Origin of the sequence: Arthrobacter sp. MAHUQ-56 (assembly GCF_019710585.1) — a bacterium.
In the GTDB taxonomy this organism is placed as follows: Bacteria; Actinomycetota; Actinomycetes; order Actinomycetales; family Micrococcaceae; genus Arthrobacter.
Window position 1 is genome coordinate 255,654 of sequence record NZ_JAIFZQ010000016.1, and the last position, 13,997, is coordinate 269,650.

Genomic DNA, 13,997 nt, shown 5'->3' on the forward strand with positions numbered 1-13,997 from the left:
GGCGGGGAAGGCGTGGCAGTCAATGATTGGCGTGGGGCTTCGGAGGAGGGCATGAAGCCAATGTAACCGGCGGCGGAAACCTCCACTGGCGGAAATCGGCCACGTCGTCGGTGCCTGGTTCTCCAGCCCTGCCTGCTGGTGCCCTACTTTGTCGACGCCCAGCCGAGCAGTTTTTCCACGGGCCAGGTGGTGATGATGCGCTCCGCCGGAACACCGTTGCGGGCTGCGCGTTCGGCGCCGTACTGCAGGAAATCCAGCTGCCCGGGTGCGTGGGCATCGCTGTCGATCGAAAACAGGCACCCTGCCTCCAGGGCCAGCTGGATCAACGCATCAGGCGGGTCCTGCCGCTCCGGCCTCGAATTGATCTCCACCGCGACGTTGTGTTCCGCGCAGGCCGCGAATACTTCCCCGGCATCGAATTCCGAGGGCGGCCGTGTTCCGCGGCCGCCCTCCACCAGGCGCCCCGTACAGTGGCCCAGGATGTTGGTGTGCGGGTCCGTGATGCCGCCCAGCATTCGCTTGGTCATGGTCTTGCGGTCTGCGCGGAGCTTCGAGTGGACGCTGGCCACCACGATGTCCAGGCGGTCCAGCAGGTAGGGTTCCTGGTCGAGTTCGCCGGATTCGAGGATGTCCACCTCGATCCCGGTCAGGAGCCGTGTGCGGTTGCCGTTGCTGTTGAGGGATTCCACCACGTCCAGTTGGTCAAGAAGCCGCCCGGCGGACAGGCCGTTCGCGATCGTGAGGTTGGGGGAGTGGTCGGTCAGGGCGAGGTACTCCCGGCCCAGCACGCCCGCGGCGTCCACCATCAGTTCGATGGGGGAGCCGCCGTCGGACCACTCGCTGTGGCTGTGCAGGTCGCCCCGGAGTGCTTCCCTGATGCCGGTTCCGCCGGAGGCCAGCGGCTGGGCACCTTTTTCGCGGAGGTCGGCCAGATAGTCCGGGACCTGCCCGTCCACTGCCTGCCGGATCACCGCGAACGTCCGGTCCCCGATGCCCTTCATGGATTTCAACCGGCCCGTCCGGGCGCGTTCGGCCACCTCGTCAGGGGACAGGGCACTGATGGCCGCCGCCGCCTTCCGGAAGGCCTGGACCTTGAACGTGGCGGCGCGTCCGCGCTCCAGCCAGAAAGCAATCTCATTGAGCGCTGCAACGGCATCCATCCGTCCATCTTCACCCTCGGGCCGGCCTGTTGGCGGTGTTTTCGGCCGATTTTGGATTATTCCCCGTTAGCCCCTATAGTTGTTGAGTCCAGTTCGGAGAAACGCAAAGGACAAAGACGCAAAGCCCCGCTTTACGCCTTTTATTTTGTTCCGAACGGTTCTGGCCCCCATCGTCTAGCGGCCTAGGACACCGCCCTTTCACGGCGGCGGCACGGGTTCGAATCCCGTTGGGGGTACGCAAGGAACTGGTCAAACAGGCTAAAAAAGTCTGGTAGGCTGGAAGCCTTGAAAAAAGCGGTAGAGATACTGCTGAAGCAAGAAACGCAAGGCCCTGTAGCGCAGTTGGTTAGCGCGCCGCCCTGTCACGGCGGAGGTCGCGGGTTCAAGTCCCGTCAGGGTCGCTCTGATTGTTGGAAGCAATTCCGGCTCTCATGGTGACTAGTCACCTAGGCTCTGTAGCTCAGTTGGTAGAGCGTTCGACTGAAAATCGAAAGGTCACCGGATCGACGCCGGTCGGAGCCACCACTGGGAAGCATCAGTTCTTCGGAACTGGTGCTTTTCTTCTTTTAACCAGAATCCCCTCCATCGCGGGGCGTGGGACGAGGCGCCCCGCCAATGCGGCTGACGACATGGTGCGTGCGGCCGGCCCCCCTGGCCAAAACCCTGAATCCTAAGCCCGTTCGCCAGTCAGAATCTTGAATGTCCGGCCCTGCGAACAAGCTTCTGATGATGCGCCGCAACGCCGCCGGCAGCATGATCCGGAAGTGGCCAACGCAACAATCCATCGCTTGCTGACTAAAAAATTTGAACGCCCACGAAACATTTGACTCATGCCAAACCGTTGTGGCACGCGCACGTGTTGGCTTGCGTAAGCGCTTGCACGCTACTGGTGGGTAGCTGGTTTTGCCCGTCGAAACACGGTTTGAAATGCCCACCGGAGGCCGCCTAGCGTGGATCGCGGCCCGGGATGGCTTGTCCTTCCCGGGTGTTCCCAGGGTCCTACCCAGGCCCTGCTTCCTCGACACACAACGGCGTCCCCGATGCCGCCTGCGGTGTTGGGGCCGCCGGAGTGGCCGAGGGCCAAGGGCATCCGCCCGTCTTCCCCGAACAGTTACCACTCCGCGAGAAGAGCAATAATGCACAAGCACCCCCACAACCGGATGCTGCGGTGGCGCCCTGCCGCCGCAGCACTGGCAGCGGCCGTAGCGGCCTCCGCCTTCCTGGCCGTCCCCTCCGCCCAGGCCAATGAGCCGGCGGATCCGCCGGCCAGCCAGGAGCTGCCGGCGCCCACTCCAGGGTTCGCGCTCCCCACCGAACACACGCAGCAGGCCTTCGATCCGGCGTCGGACTTCACTTCCAAGTGGACCCGCGCGGATGCCAAGCAGATCATGGCGCAGAGCAACCCCAATGTCGCGCCGGGCCAGAACTCGATGAGCCCGGATGTCTCCATGCCGGAAATCCCCGAGGACTTCCCGGCCATGAATGACGACGTCTGGGTCTGGGACACCTGGTCCCTGACGGACGAGAACGCCAACCAGATCAGCTACAAGGGCTGGGACGTCGTCTTCTCCCTCGTCGCTGACCGCCACGCCGGATACGGCTTCGACCAGCGCCACTGGAATGCCCGGATCGGCTACTTCTTCCGCAAGACCAACGCCGATCCGGCCAAGGACAAGTGGAACTACGGCGGACACCTGTTCCTTGACAACACCTCCATCGGCAACACGGAGTGGTCCGGTTCCACCCGCCTGATGCAGGGCAACCACGTCAACGTCTTCTACACCGCCACCACCTTCTACGACGTGGCTGAGCGCAACGCAGGCGGCGGCGGCATCGCCCCGGACGCAGCCATTGCCAAGGCCCTGGGCAACATCCACGCCGACCAGAACGGTGTGACCTTCGACGGCTTCGAGCACACCAAGCTGCTGGAGCCGGACGGAAAGATGTACCAGACCAAGGCGCAGAACCCGGGCTTCGCGTTCCGCGACCCGTACACCTTTGCCGACCCCGCCCACCCGGGCAAGACCTTCATGGTCTTCGAGGGCAACACCGCCGGCAACCGCGGCGACTACCAGTGCAAGGGCGAGGACCTGGGCTACCGGCCGGGCGACCCCCACGCTGAGAGCGTCACCGACGTCCAGAACAGCGGCGCGCACTACCAGACTGCGAACGTGGGCCTGGCAGTGGCTGACAACAAGGACCTGACCAAATGGTCCTTCCTGCCGCCGATCCTCTCCGCCAACTGCGTGAACGACCAGACCGAGCGTCCGCAGATCTTCATCCAGAACGAAAACGGCAAGAACAAGTACTACCTGTACACGATCAGCCACCAGTTCACCTACGCGGCAGGCATGCGCGGCCCCGACGGCGTCTACGGCTTCGTTGGCGACGGCGTCCGCTCCGACTTCCAGCCCGTCAACAACTCCGGCCTGGCCCTCGGTTCCCCGACGGACCTGAACCTGCCCGCGAACAACCCGAGCGGGACCATCTCGGGCCAGCAGAACGGACGCCAGTTCCAGGCCTACTCGCACTACGTGCAGCCGGGCGGCCTGGTGCAGTCGTTCATCGACAACGTCAACGGCGTGCGCGGCGGGTCGCTGTCCCCGACCGTGAAGATCAACTTCAAAAACGGTGTGACCCAGGTTGACCGCAGCTTCGGCCAGAACGGCCTCGGCCCGTTCGGCTACCTGCCCACCAACGTCAGGGTCGGCGGCGAAGGCCACTACAAGTAGGCTGCCACTGATTGCTGCAACACACCGCCCAGGCGGGGATGTCCTTGGGGGCTTCCCCGCCTGGGTCATTTTAAAGCGGCAGCTGCGCTTCCCGTTGCCACGCCGTCTGAGTTTCCAGCACATCTGTCGCAGGCTAGGGATAGGGTGGAAGCAACAGAAGGGGGAGTGCCTGATGGAATACCAGAACCCACAACCCGATGCCGTGGTGCAGCGCCGTCCTGCCGGCAACCCGGTGCCTGGCCTGGGCCGCACCGTCATCTCCGAGACAGCCGTCGCCAAGGTGGCAGGGATCGCGGCCCGGGCCGTTCCCGGCGTCTACTCCCTGGGCTCGGGGCCGTCGCGTGCGCTGGGAGCGATCCGCGACGCCGTCGGAAGCTCGGACCACGCCGCCGGGGTCCACGCCGAGGTCGGCGAAACCCAGGTGGCCGTGGACATCAGCCTGGTGGCAAGCTACGGCACGCCCCTGCACTCACTGGCCAACGAGGTCCGTGCCGCCGTCTACCGTGCCGTTGAGGAACTGGTGGGGCTGCAGGTCATCGAGGTGAACGTCGAAATTACCGATGTCTACGTGCCGCCCCCGGTCAAAACCACCGCCTCCGGTGCTTCCGAAAGGGAGGCGCTGCTGTGAACCTCACTGTGGCCGGCACCGCGCTGGGGGCCTTCGTGGCATTCATGTCCCTGCAGTTCGGGCTCTGGGGCTTCCTCGTTTCGTTGCTCTTCATGGCCATCGGCGCCCTCCTGGGCCGCGCTGCGGAAGGGAAGCTGGACCTGCGCGGCGTGTTCGACGCCATCACCGGCCGGCGCTCGTCCTCATGAGCGCGCCCGCGCCGGCTGCCGGGGGGCAGGCGTTCAGCGGCCACAACCGGATCAGCACCCAGGCACTTACCAGCCTCGCCAAGGTGGCCGCTGCCCACGCACTTGGCGTCGAGCCACAGGACGTGCGGGCCGAGTGGTCGGACGACGACGGCCTGCTGGCCTTGTCCCTCGTCATGCCCATCAGCATCCCGCCGCTGCCGTCCGTGCAGCTTGATCCGTCAAAAGTCACGGCGGCCGGAGGTTCCATTTGGGACCGCACGGTTGCGGCCAAAGCGCGCATCCTGGCAACCGTCTCGGAACTCAGCGGTTCCCGGTTGAGCCGGGTGGACATCCGCATCAGCGGAGCAAGGATCAGCCACGGAGGAAGGGTGCAGTGAGCAGCAGCGTCGAAAACCGCCCGCAGGACACCCGTCACCGGAAAGGCCAGGGGCCGGACATGCGCCGGATCCTGTACCGCGAAACCCACTCGTCACGGGCGGCGGTAGCAACGGCTGCTGCCATCCTGGTCATGGTGCTGGCCGCCTACGGGGTTCTTGAGGCCGGAGTGCACGCCGTGGGCCAGCCGGCCTGGCTGATCGAGCCCCAGGTGGCTGCTCAGCGCATCGTGGATCTTCCAGCAGGTATGCCGTCGCTGCTGCTGGCCGCCATCGGCGCGGTGTTGGCCATGCTCGGACTGATATTCCTCCTCAACGGCATCCTGCCCGGAAGGCGTGCCCGCCACCGGTTGCTGGGCGCGGAGGGGGAGGGCCTTCCGGCCGTAGTCGTGGATGATGAAGTCATCGCGTCCTCGCTGGCCCGCCGGGCGCGGCTGGCGGCCAACGTCACCCCGGAACAGGTCATGGTGGTGGTCTCCCAGCGTACGGTGCTGGTGAATGTCCGCCCCACGTCCGGCGTTCCGGTGAACCAGGACGTGGTGCTGGCGGCTGTCCGCGAGGAACTGGACCACATGATGCTCGATCCCGATCCCGAAGTCCAGGTTAACGTGACGTCGTCCGGGGTGATCGGGGCATGAACAGCACACCCGCACTGCTTAACCGCATCCTGCTCGCTGTTTTGGGCCTGATCCTGCTGGCGGCCGGCGTCCTGTTGGTGCTGCTGGCCACCGTACCGGCGGTGGGCCCCTGGTGGCATGACTGGTCGGGTGGCCTGTGGAGCGGAGCCAGCCAGGCCTTTAACTCAACCCGGTTCCCGGGGCGGAGCGAGAGTTGGCTGTGGATCGTCATTGCGCTGGCGCTGCTGGTGCTGATCGGGCTGATGGTTGCCTGGGTGGCCCAGCAGGGCAAGGGCCGATCCAACCTGCTCGCCGCCGAATACGATCCAGGTGACATTCCCGGCGACGTCCGGATCGGCGGCGGGGTGGCGGAACAGGCCCTCAAGCACGCCCTGGAAGGGCGCCCTGACCTCGCCGGCGCTGCCGTTACCACCTACGAAGTCAAGGGCTCGCCCGCGCTGAAAGTCCGGCTGATGCCGCGGCAGGGGGTGGCGCCGCACCTGCTCGCCGCCGAGGTGTCCGGGCTCCTGGATGCCCTGGAATCCGTCGTGGGCAAGGAGACACCCGTCCTGATCCATATCGGAGCCGGTGCCCGGACCCGCTTCGGCCGGGCCGAGCGCGTGCGCTGAGCGGGTTACTTCCGCTGTGCAGCCTCCGGTGGCCTCACCCGGCTGTGCCGCCTCGGCCAGCTACTCCGGCTGCAGATAGACAGTGCAGTCCACGGGAACCTCCCGCATCCCCGCCCAGTCTTCGGCGGGTTCGGGACCGCTGGAGAGCGCCACCGAGTATCCCTCGGGCACCGGAGCCGAAGCGAACCCCATGTTGGCCACCACCAGGACGTCCCCGTTCCGGAACGCCAGCAGGCCGCTGTCCGGGGCATGCTCGTCCGTCCACTCCAGGGATCCCAGGCCCAGGCGCCTGGCTGACCGGAACCTGATCGCGGCCCGGTACAGCTCCAGGGTTGAGCCTTCCTCGCCGTCCTGCTGGTCGGCGGCGAGCGGGCCGAAGCTTTCCGGCTGCGGAAGCCACGGCTCGGCGGCAGGGCCGCCGTGCGTGATGGAGAAGCCAAATCCGGGCTGGCCCTCTGCCCAGGGCAGCGGGACCCGGCATCCGTCCCGTCCGGTTTCCGCGCCCCGCGTGCGGAAGAAGGTGGGGTCCTGCCTCGCCTCGGCCGGGAGCGTGGTGTGCTCCGGCAGCCCCAGTTCTTCGCCCTGGTATATGTACGCAGACCCGGGGAGCGCGAGCGCAACCAGGGTGGCGGCGCGGGCCCGTGCCAGGCCCAGGGCGGCATCTGGCTGTTCGTCGTCGGCCGCTATGCCCTTGGGAAAGGTGGTGGGGTCCTTGAGCCCGAACCGGGAGGCGTGCCGGACGGTGTCATGGTTGCTCAGCACCCAGGTGCTGGGAGCACCCACCGACGCTGCCGCCGCCAAGGACGCTTCAATGGCTTCGGACATGCGTTCGGCATCCCAGCCTGCCAGCAGGAAGTCGAAGTTGAAGGCCTGCTGCATCTCGTCCGGACGGACGTACCGGGCCAGGCGTTCGGCCGGTTCCACCCACGCCTCTGCCACCATCATCCGGTCGCCGCCGTATTCGTCCAGGACACGGTGCCAGTCCCGGTAGATGTCGTGAACGCCGTCCTGGTCGAAGAACGGCGAGGGGGGATACATCGGGGAAACGGCACGGTGCGGTTCCTCGGCATCGGTGTGGGCGCCGGGGGCGTCACCGGGCAGGTGGCCGTCCGGGCGGGGCCCGGCGGTGCCTTCCACCATCGCGGCTACCCCTTCCCAGTCGGGAAGCCCTGCCTCCTTCACCAGGCCGTGGGCGACGTCCACCCTGAACCCATCCGCGCCACGGTCCAGCCAGAAGCGCAGCACGGCCCGCATCTCCTCCTGGACGTCGGGGTTCTCCCAGTTCAGGTCCGGCTGCCTGGTATCGAAGAGGTGGAGGTACCACTGGCCGGGGGAGCCGTCAGCTTCGGTCACGCGGCTCCAGGCAGGGCCGCCAAACACGGACTTCCAGTTGTTTGGCGCCCGCTTCCCATCCCCGGAGCCCGAAACTTCGTCCCTGCCTTCCCGGAAGATGTAGCGGTCCCGTTCCGGGCTCCCCGGGAGTGCACCGAGGGCTGCCTGGAACCATGCATGCTCGTCGGAAGTGTGATTTGGCACCAGGTCCACAATGACCTTCATCCCGCGGCGGTGGGCATCCTGCAACATCGCATCGAAGTCGGCCAGCGAACCGAAGAGGAGGTCCACCTGGCGGTAGTCCGCAACGTCGTATCCGCCGTCGGCCTGCGGCGACTGGTAGAACGGGGACAGCCAGATGGCGTCGACTCCCAGTTGCTCGAGGTAGGGGAGCCGGTCCATCACCCCGCGCAGATCGCCCATCCCGTCACCGTTACCGTCCGCGAAGGAACGGGGGTAGATCTGGTAGACGACGGCGTCGGCCCACCAGGGGCTCGACGCCCCGGACGCTGCGGGAACGGGCGGGTTGGACATTTGGTTCCCCTCAGATAACTTTTTGATGTAAACGCTTGCATTGGTCACAGCAACCTTACTAGTGTGATGGTCACCACATCAACCTCACCTAGCAAGCGCACTGTCGACTTACTTGTCACTCAGCGAGGAGCTTCAAGCTAATGAAAACCCCTAGATTCCTGCTTCCGGCTGCCACTGCCGGCATTCTGGCCCTGACGTTGTCCGCCTGTGGCGGCGGAGGTGGAGGGGGCACCAGCGGTGGCGGTGGAGGCAGCGACGCTGACGCCAACCTCGACGGCCGCGGGCCCATCACCTACGTCCAGGGCAAAGACAACAGCAACGTCGTCCGGCCCCTCGTGGATAAGTGGAACGCCGCCCACCCCAATGAAAAGGTCACCTTCAAGGAACAGACCGACCAGGCAGACCAGCAGCACGACGACATCGTCCAGCACTTCCAGGCCAAGCAGTCCGACTACGACGTTGTGGATGTGGACGTCGTGTGGACCGCGGAGTTTGCAGCCAAGGGCTGGCTGCAGCCTCTGAAGGACAAGATGGCGATCGACACCAGCGCCATGCTCAAGCCGACCGTGGACAGCGCAACCTACAAGGGCACCCTGTACGCTGCCCCGCAGACCTCCGACGGCGGCATCCTCTACTACCGCAAGGACCTGGTCCCCACCCCGCCCAAGACCTGGGACGAGATGATGGGCATGTGCTCCATTGCCCAGGCGAACAACATCGGGTGCTACGCGGGCCAGTTCAGCAAGTACGAAGGCCTCACCGTGAACGCCTCCGAAGCCATCAACTCGGCCGGCGGCTCCGTCCTTAACAAGGATGGCAAGCCCAACCTGAACACGGCCGAGGCCAAGGCCGGCCTCGGGAACCTGGCGAAGGCCTACGCTGACGGCAACATCCCCAAGGAAGCCATCACCTACAAGGAAGAGGACAGCCGCCAGGCATTCCAGAGCGGCAAGCTCCTGTTCCTGCGCAACTGGCCCTACGCCTTCAACCTGATCACCACTGAAGGTTCGTCCGCGGTGAAGGACAAGACCGGCCTGGCGGCCCTGCCGGGCAAGGATGGCCCCGGTGCATCGTCGCTCGGCGGCCACAACCTGGCGGTCAGCGTCTACTCCAAGAACAAGGCCACGGCCCTGGACTTCCTGAAGTTCATGACCTCCGAGGAAACTGAGAAGTTCTACGCTACGCAGGGTTCCCTTGCTCCGGTCCTGGGCAAGCTCTACGAGGACCAGGAACTGGTAGCCAAGCTGCCCTACCTGCCGGTCCTGAAGACGTCCATCGAGAACGCGGTTCCGCGTCCGGTAACGCCTTTCTACCCGGCTGTCACCAAGGCAATCCAAGACAACGCATACTCCGCTATCAAGGGAGAGAAGTCAGTGGAATCAGCACTTTCCGACATGCAGAAGTCCATCGAATCCGCCGGTGCGGGATCGTAGTTCTGCCATGGCAACCGAACTAGGCCCGACGCCGGTCAAAGCACCGGCGTCGGGCGGCACCCCCGTCCATCACGGCCCCAAGGGTGTTGGGGAGGACAACAGGATCGCCAGCCAGGGACGCTGGGCGGCCTGGCTGCTCGCCCCGACCGTCGTCGCCCTGGGTATTGTGATCGTTTACCCGATCATCAGCGCCATCGTCATGTCCTTCCAGAAGGACGCCGGCCTGGATCCGGCCACCGGCCTCTTCACCGCAGGCGGCTCGGCAGGCATCCAGAACTACGTGAACTGGCTGGCGCAGCAATGTGCGGCGCCGGACGGCGGAACCGTCGCCTGCCCGCCGGGCACGCTGGGTGGCCAGTTCTGGTCCGCCACCGCCACGACGTTCTTCTTCACCATCGTGACGGTCGCCTTGGAGTCCGTCCTCGGTTTCTGGATGGCCATGATCATGGCCCGCGAATTCCGCGGCCGCAGCATGGTCCGGGCAGCTGTCCTGGTGCCGTGGGCCATCCCCACCGCCGTCACGGCCAAGCTCTGGTTCTTCATCTTCGCCTTCGAGGGCATCGCCAACAAGCTGTTCAACACCACCATCCTGTGGACGGGCAGCGAGTGGCCGGCCAAGTGGGCTGTGATCATCGCCGACGTCTGGAAGACCACGCCGTTCATGGCGTTGCTGATCCTCGCCGGCCTGCAGATGATCCCGGCGGACGTCTATGAAGCGGCCAAGGTGGACGGCGCCACCGCGTGGCAGCGGTTCAGGATGATCACCCTGCCGCTGGTCAAGCCGGCGCTGATGGTGGCGATCCTCTTCCGCACCCTGGATGCGCTGCGGATGTTCGACCTGCCGTACATCCTGACCGGCGGCGCGAACAACACCACCACGCTGTCCATCCTGGTCATCAACCAAATCAGGCAAGGCTTCAACTCTGCGGCCGCGCTGTCCACCATTACCTTCATCATCATCTTCCTCGTCGCCTTCATCTTCGTCCGCTTCCTTGGGGCAAACGTGGTTGAACAGAGCGGCGCCACAGGAAAGGGGAAGAAATGACCTCGGCAACGGCTGACGCCGCAGCGCTTCGTGCCCGCCAGGACAAGGGCCGCAAGGCTGCCCAGAACCGGGAAAAATGGGCGCAGGGCAGAACCTACATCAGTGCCATCGTCATCCTGATCTGGTGCCTGGCACCGGCCTACTGGATGGTGGTGACCGCCTTCCGCGAGGTCGGCTTCACCTACGACACCTCGATCCTCCCCACCCACGTGACCCTGGACAACTTCAGGACCGCCTTTGACACGTCATTCGGCAACAGGTTTGGCCAGGCACTGGGTAACAGTGTGTTCATCGGTGGTGTGGTGACGATCGTGTCGCTGCTGATCGGTGTGTTCGCAGCCTATGCCCTGGCCCGTTTGAACTTCCGGTTCAAGTACCTGGTACTTGGCTTCATCCTGGGAGCCTCGATGTTCCCCGGCGTTGCCCTGATCACCCCGCTGTTCCAGCTGTTCACCAACATCGGCTGGATGGGCACCTACCAGGCGCTGATCATTCCAAACATTTCGTTCGTGCTCCCGCTGACCGTCTACACCATGACCTCGTTCTTCCGCGAGATGCCATGGGAACTGGAGGAATCGGCCAGGGTGGACGGCTGCACCCAGGGCCAGGCATTCCGGAAGGTGATCATGCCGCTGGCAGCGCCGGCGATCTTCACCACCGCCATCCTGGCATTCATTTCCTCCTGGAATGAGTTCCTGATCGCCAGCCAGCTGTCCAGCGACGCGACGCAGCCGGTGACCGTGGCCATCGCGAACTTCGCCGGTGCCCAGCCCAACCAGATTCCCTACACGGCCATCATGGCCGCCGGCACCATCGTCACCATTCCCTTGGTGATCCTGGTGCTGGTGTTCCAGCGCAAGATTGTCGCCGGCCTCACGGCAGGTGCAGTCAAGTGACGGCGAACGGTTCCCGCCCCCAGGCCAAGGGGGCGGGAAACCGGAGCCGGCTGGTCCGGTCCGGCGAGGATTTTGACATCATCATCGGGTTCCTCGGCTTTTGGGCGGTTGTCCTCCTGGTGGTGACCGTCTGGATGGAAGTGACGGCCCAGCCAGCCCTCGGCTGGGCGCTGGGACTGCTGGCCACACTGCTGGCGCTGTACGGCATGGTGCGGCTCCGGCGGAAACTCCCCGCCCGCAGGTAGCTGCCCGCGGTGGTCAAGACTGTCCCGTGAAGGGCGCCCGGCAGGGTGCTGGGCACGCCGCAGTTGTTCGCGTGCCACAGTTATCACTGCGCGGCTGCGGAATGAAAAGATACAGGGTTTGGGGGTATCGCGGGGCTTGTTCCCCGCGCGGCAAGGGAGCGGATGAGGGGACACGGTGGCACGGACAACAGAAAGGTCCCAGCGGGGAGGCCATACCGGCGTCAGCATCGAGGACGTGGCGGCAGCCGCTGGAGTATCGACCGCCACTGTGTCCCGGGCCGTACGTGGGCTGCCCAGGGTGTCGCCGGCCACGCGGGAGAAGATCCTTGAGGTGGCCGGGAACCTGGGCTACGTTGCATCCTCATCTGCCTCCGGTCTTGCCACCGGCCGCACCAGGACCATCGGAGTGTTGGCGCCGTTCGTCAGCCGGTGGTTCTTCTCGAAGGCCATCGAGGGGGCGGACCGGGAACTGCATGCCCGCAATTACAACCTGTCCCTTTTCAACCTCGGGGGCCACGGCAGCAACCGGGAGCGGCTCTTCAGCAAGACGATGGTCTACAAGCAGATCGACGCCCTCCTGGTCCTGTGCATGGCGCTCAGCCATGACGAACTGGACCATCTCCAGAAGATCGACATCCCCCTCGTCGTCGTGGGCGGCCACGTCGAGGAGTGCTCGTACATCGGCATCGACGATTACGCAGCCGCCTCAACCGCGGTGCGGCACCTGATCGACCTCGGCCATAAGAAGATCGCCCTGCTGCACGGCGATGACGAGACCGACCTGAACTTCGATGTTCCGCGGGTGCGGATCCTGGCCTTCAAGGACGTCATGGCTGCGGCGGGTCTCCCCACCCGCCCTGAATGGGACGAATGGGGCGACTTCACCGTCCGCAGCGGCCAGGAAGCCCTGCGCCGGCTGTGGTCGCGGGAGGGGGAAAAGCCGACCGCGATTTTCTGCGCGTCCGATGAGATGGCGATGGGTGTGATCTTTGAGGCCAACCGCCTTGGCATCCGGGTTCCGGAGGACCTGTCCGTGGTGGGCATCGACAACCACGACTTTGCCGAAGCCATGGGACTGACCACAGTCGGCCAGCGGCCGGATGATCAGGCCGAGCTGGCCACCAAGATGCTCCTTGACGAACTGGACGGCCAAATCGGGGCCGTGCATTCCGCCGTCGCGCCCCACGAACTCATTGTCCGCCGCAGCACAGCACCTCCGACGCATTAAAACGGCTGGGCTAAACCGACGACTGCAGGCAGGCGGTTCAGGATGCCCGGGCCAGCTGGCGGATGGGAATCCAACGCGAGGCAAGCCGCCGGTATGCGGCCGCGGCCCCGGTCATGTCGCCCTCGGCAAGGCACTCGATGCCCAGCCTGATGTCCATGGGGGACTCGTCCGGATAGACCTTGTCCGCCACGGCGCCGTAGTCCAGTTCCACCATCGAGTCCACGTGGAACAGCTCCAGCCATTCCGTCAGCTGCGCCAGGTCATCGAGCATGTCCAGGTCGGGCGCGGCCAGCGCCAGGTTCGCCACCGCATACCGGGCCCGCTCCAGCGCATCGGTGATGGGAGCCCAGACGCGCACCGTGAGGATCCGCCCGGCGGCCTCCACCACGTCCTTGCGGTCGGATTCCATGAACAGGGAAAACCAGCTGAACGGGATTCCCCAGGTGGACGCCCGCGTGTGGACGCGGATGGAACCGTCCCGGGCCTTCACCAGGTCGATCCGTTCCTGGTGCCGGTCGCGCTGCTCCTCGGGGATGAGCAGTTCCGCCAGTGGTCCGTGGATGCCCTCCATCAGGGCGTTGGCTGCCAGCCCGGCGCGCAGGACCAGCTGGCTGGGACAGTACAGCAGCACCTGCCCGGCGTCAGCGCCGGCGTCGGCCGCTCCAGCTTCGGGGGCCGGGGCGGTGGTGACGCGCACCAGGTCGGTACGGCCGGTGGGGAACGGGTCTCCACCGGAGCGGGTAATGCGTCCCAGCGAAGCCAGCAGTTCGGCATTTTCGACGGCGGCACGCGAGGCTGCGCGGGCCCCCGCCGCCTGGATCGCGGCTCGCTGCTCCTCCGGGAAGGCTTCCAGGGGTTCGTAGACGCGCAGCGTGGAGGAAAAAGGCAGGCCGGCCTGGCCCCGGTAGAGGTTGCCCGTCATCACGGTCTCCTTGGATGGGTCCAGGTCGTTTTCA

The 13,997-nt window shown here is 65.5% G+C and carries 14 protein-coding genes and 3 tRNA genes; 14 read left to right on the top strand and 3 right to left on the bottom strand.

The window, feature by feature from the left end; genetic code table 11:
• Positions 1–143: 143 nt before the first annotated feature.
• On the bottom strand, positions 144–1,160 hold the full coding sequence (locus tag K4G53_RS09120; RefSeq protein WP_221385381.1) for a PHP domain-containing protein: 1,017 nt from the start codon (positions 1,158–1,160) through the stop codon (positions 144–146).
• Between the two features lie 163 nt (positions 1,161–1,323).
• Between K4G53_RS09120 and K4G53_RS09125 the strand changes: the two genes are divergently transcribed.
• From K4G53_RS09125 to K4G53_RS09165, 9 genes are all read left to right on the top strand, one after another.
• Positions 1,324–1,396: transfer RNA gene (locus K4G53_RS09125), tRNA-Glu, on the top strand.
• Between the two features lie 91 nt (positions 1,397–1,487).
• A tRNA-Asp gene (locus K4G53_RS09130) sits at positions 1,488–1,561 on the top strand.
• 48 nt (positions 1,562–1,609) lie between these two features.
• Positions 1,610–1,685: transfer RNA gene (locus K4G53_RS09135), tRNA-Phe, on the top strand.
• A 611-nt stretch (positions 1,686–2,296) separates the two neighbouring features.
• On the top strand, positions 2,297–3,892 hold the full coding sequence (locus K4G53_RS09140) for a glycoside hydrolase family 68 protein (RefSeq protein WP_221385382.1): 1,596 nt from the start codon (positions 2,297–2,299) through the stop codon (positions 3,890–3,892).
• A gap of 172 nt (positions 3,893–4,064) precedes the next feature.
• Entirely contained in the window at positions 4,065–4,520 is a 456-nt protein-coding gene (locus K4G53_RS09145; protein ID WP_221385383.1) for an Asp23/Gls24 family envelope stress response protein, read from the top strand.
• Positions 4,517–4,708, top strand: a complete 192-nt coding sequence (locus K4G53_RS09150) for a hypothetical protein (protein ID WP_221385384.1) — start codon at positions 4,517–4,519, stop codon at positions 4,706–4,708. Before K4G53_RS09145 ends, K4G53_RS09150 begins: the two co-directional genes overlap by 4 nt.
• Positions 4,705–5,085, top strand: a complete 381-nt coding sequence (locus K4G53_RS09155; RefSeq protein WP_221385385.1) for a hypothetical protein — start codon at positions 4,705–4,707, stop codon at positions 5,083–5,085. Before K4G53_RS09150 ends, K4G53_RS09155 begins: the two co-directional genes overlap by 4 nt.
• Positions 5,082–5,720 (top strand): hypothetical protein, encoded by a 639-nt coding sequence (locus tag K4G53_RS09160; protein ID WP_221385386.1) that lies wholly within the window; start codon positions 5,082–5,084, stop codon positions 5,718–5,720. The genes K4G53_RS09155 and K4G53_RS09160 overlap by 4 nt, the downstream gene beginning before the upstream one ends.
• Positions 5,717–6,328, top strand: a complete 612-nt coding sequence (locus K4G53_RS09165) for a hypothetical protein (RefSeq protein WP_221385387.1) — start codon at positions 5,717–5,719, stop codon at positions 6,326–6,328. The genes K4G53_RS09160 and K4G53_RS09165 overlap by 4 nt, the downstream gene beginning before the upstream one ends.
• A 60-nt stretch (positions 6,329–6,388) precedes the next feature.
• Here the strand turns inward: K4G53_RS09165 and K4G53_RS09170 are convergent, their stop codons facing one another.
• Complete coding sequence (locus K4G53_RS09170) at positions 6,389–8,194, bottom strand: glycoside hydrolase family 13 protein (RefSeq protein WP_221385388.1); 1,806 nt, start codon at positions 8,192–8,194, stop codon at positions 6,389–6,391.
• A gap of 140 nt (positions 8,195–8,334) precedes the next feature.
• Here K4G53_RS09170 and K4G53_RS09175 point away from each other — a divergent pair, with 140 nt between their 5' ends.
• From K4G53_RS09175 to K4G53_RS09195, 5 genes are all read left to right on the top strand, one after another.
• Positions 8,335–9,627: an ABC transporter substrate-binding protein gene (locus tag K4G53_RS09175; protein ID WP_221385389.1), complete on the top strand. Its 1,293-nt coding sequence runs from the start codon at positions 8,335–8,337 to the stop codon at positions 9,625–9,627.
• Between the two features lie 7 nt (positions 9,628–9,634).
• A complete protein-coding gene (locus tag K4G53_RS09180; protein WP_221385390.1) occupies positions 9,635–10,672 on the top strand; it encodes a carbohydrate ABC transporter permease in 1,038 nt (345 codons plus the stop codon).
• Positions 10,669–11,568, top strand: a complete 900-nt coding sequence (locus tag K4G53_RS09185) for a carbohydrate ABC transporter permease (protein WP_221385391.1) — start codon at positions 10,669–10,671, stop codon at positions 11,566–11,568. The genes K4G53_RS09180 and K4G53_RS09185 overlap by 4 nt, the downstream gene beginning before the upstream one ends.
• Complete coding sequence (locus K4G53_RS09190; RefSeq protein ID WP_221385392.1) at positions 11,565–11,813, top strand: hypothetical protein; 249 nt, start codon at positions 11,565–11,567, stop codon at positions 11,811–11,813. Before K4G53_RS09185 ends, K4G53_RS09190 begins: the two co-directional genes overlap by 4 nt.
• Positions 11,814–11,988: 175 nt before the next feature.
• On the top strand, positions 11,989–13,041 hold the full coding sequence (locus tag K4G53_RS09195; RefSeq protein ID WP_221385393.1) for a LacI family DNA-binding transcriptional regulator: 1,053 nt from the start codon (positions 11,989–11,991) through the stop codon (positions 13,039–13,041).
• Between the two features lie 37 nt (positions 13,042–13,078).
• Here K4G53_RS09195 and K4G53_RS09200 read toward each other — a convergent pair whose 3' ends face one another.
• Positions 13,079–13,963, bottom strand: a complete 885-nt coding sequence (locus K4G53_RS09200; protein WP_221385394.1) for a hypothetical protein — start codon at positions 13,961–13,963, stop codon at positions 13,079–13,081.
• Between the last annotated feature and the right edge of the window lie 34 nt (positions 13,964–13,997).

Bases quoted from the DNA above. Each gene is read 5' to 3' on its own strand.
- K4G53_RS09155 (WP_221385385.1), top strand. From the start codon at position 4,705: ATGAGCGCGCCCGCGCCGGCTGCCGGGGGGCAGGCGTTCAGCGGCCAC.
- K4G53_RS09170 (WP_221385388.1), bottom strand. From the start codon at position 8,194: ATGTCCAACCCGCCCGTTCCCGCAGCGTCCGGGGCGTCGAGCCCCTGG.
- K4G53_RS09145 (WP_221385383.1), top strand. From the start codon at position 4,065: ATGGAATACCAGAACCCACAACCCGATGCCGTGGTGCAGCGCCGTCCT.
- K4G53_RS09180 (WP_221385390.1), top strand. From the start codon at position 9,635: ATGGCAACCGAACTAGGCCCGACGCCGGTCAAAGCACCGGCGTCGGGC.
- K4G53_RS09165 (WP_221385387.1), top strand. From the start codon at position 5,717: ATGAACAGCACACCCGCACTGCTTAACCGCATCCTGCTCGCTGTTTTG.
- K4G53_RS09120 (WP_221385381.1), bottom strand. From the start codon at position 1,160: ATGGATGCCGTTGCAGCGCTCAATGAGATTGCTTTCTGGCTGGAGCGC.
- K4G53_RS09185 (WP_221385391.1), top strand. From the start codon at position 10,669: ATGACCTCGGCAACGGCTGACGCCGCAGCGCTTCGTGCCCGCCAGGAC.
- K4G53_RS09140 (WP_221385382.1), top strand. From the start codon at position 2,297: ATGCACAAGCACCCCCACAACCGGATGCTGCGGTGGCGCCCTGCCGCC.
- K4G53_RS09200 (WP_221385394.1), bottom strand. From the start codon at position 13,963: ATGACGGGCAACCTCTACCGGGGCCAGGCCGGCCTGCCTTTTTCCTCC.
- K4G53_RS09175 (WP_221385389.1), top strand. From the start codon at position 8,335: ATGAAAACCCCTAGATTCCTGCTTCCGGCTGCCACTGCCGGCATTCTG.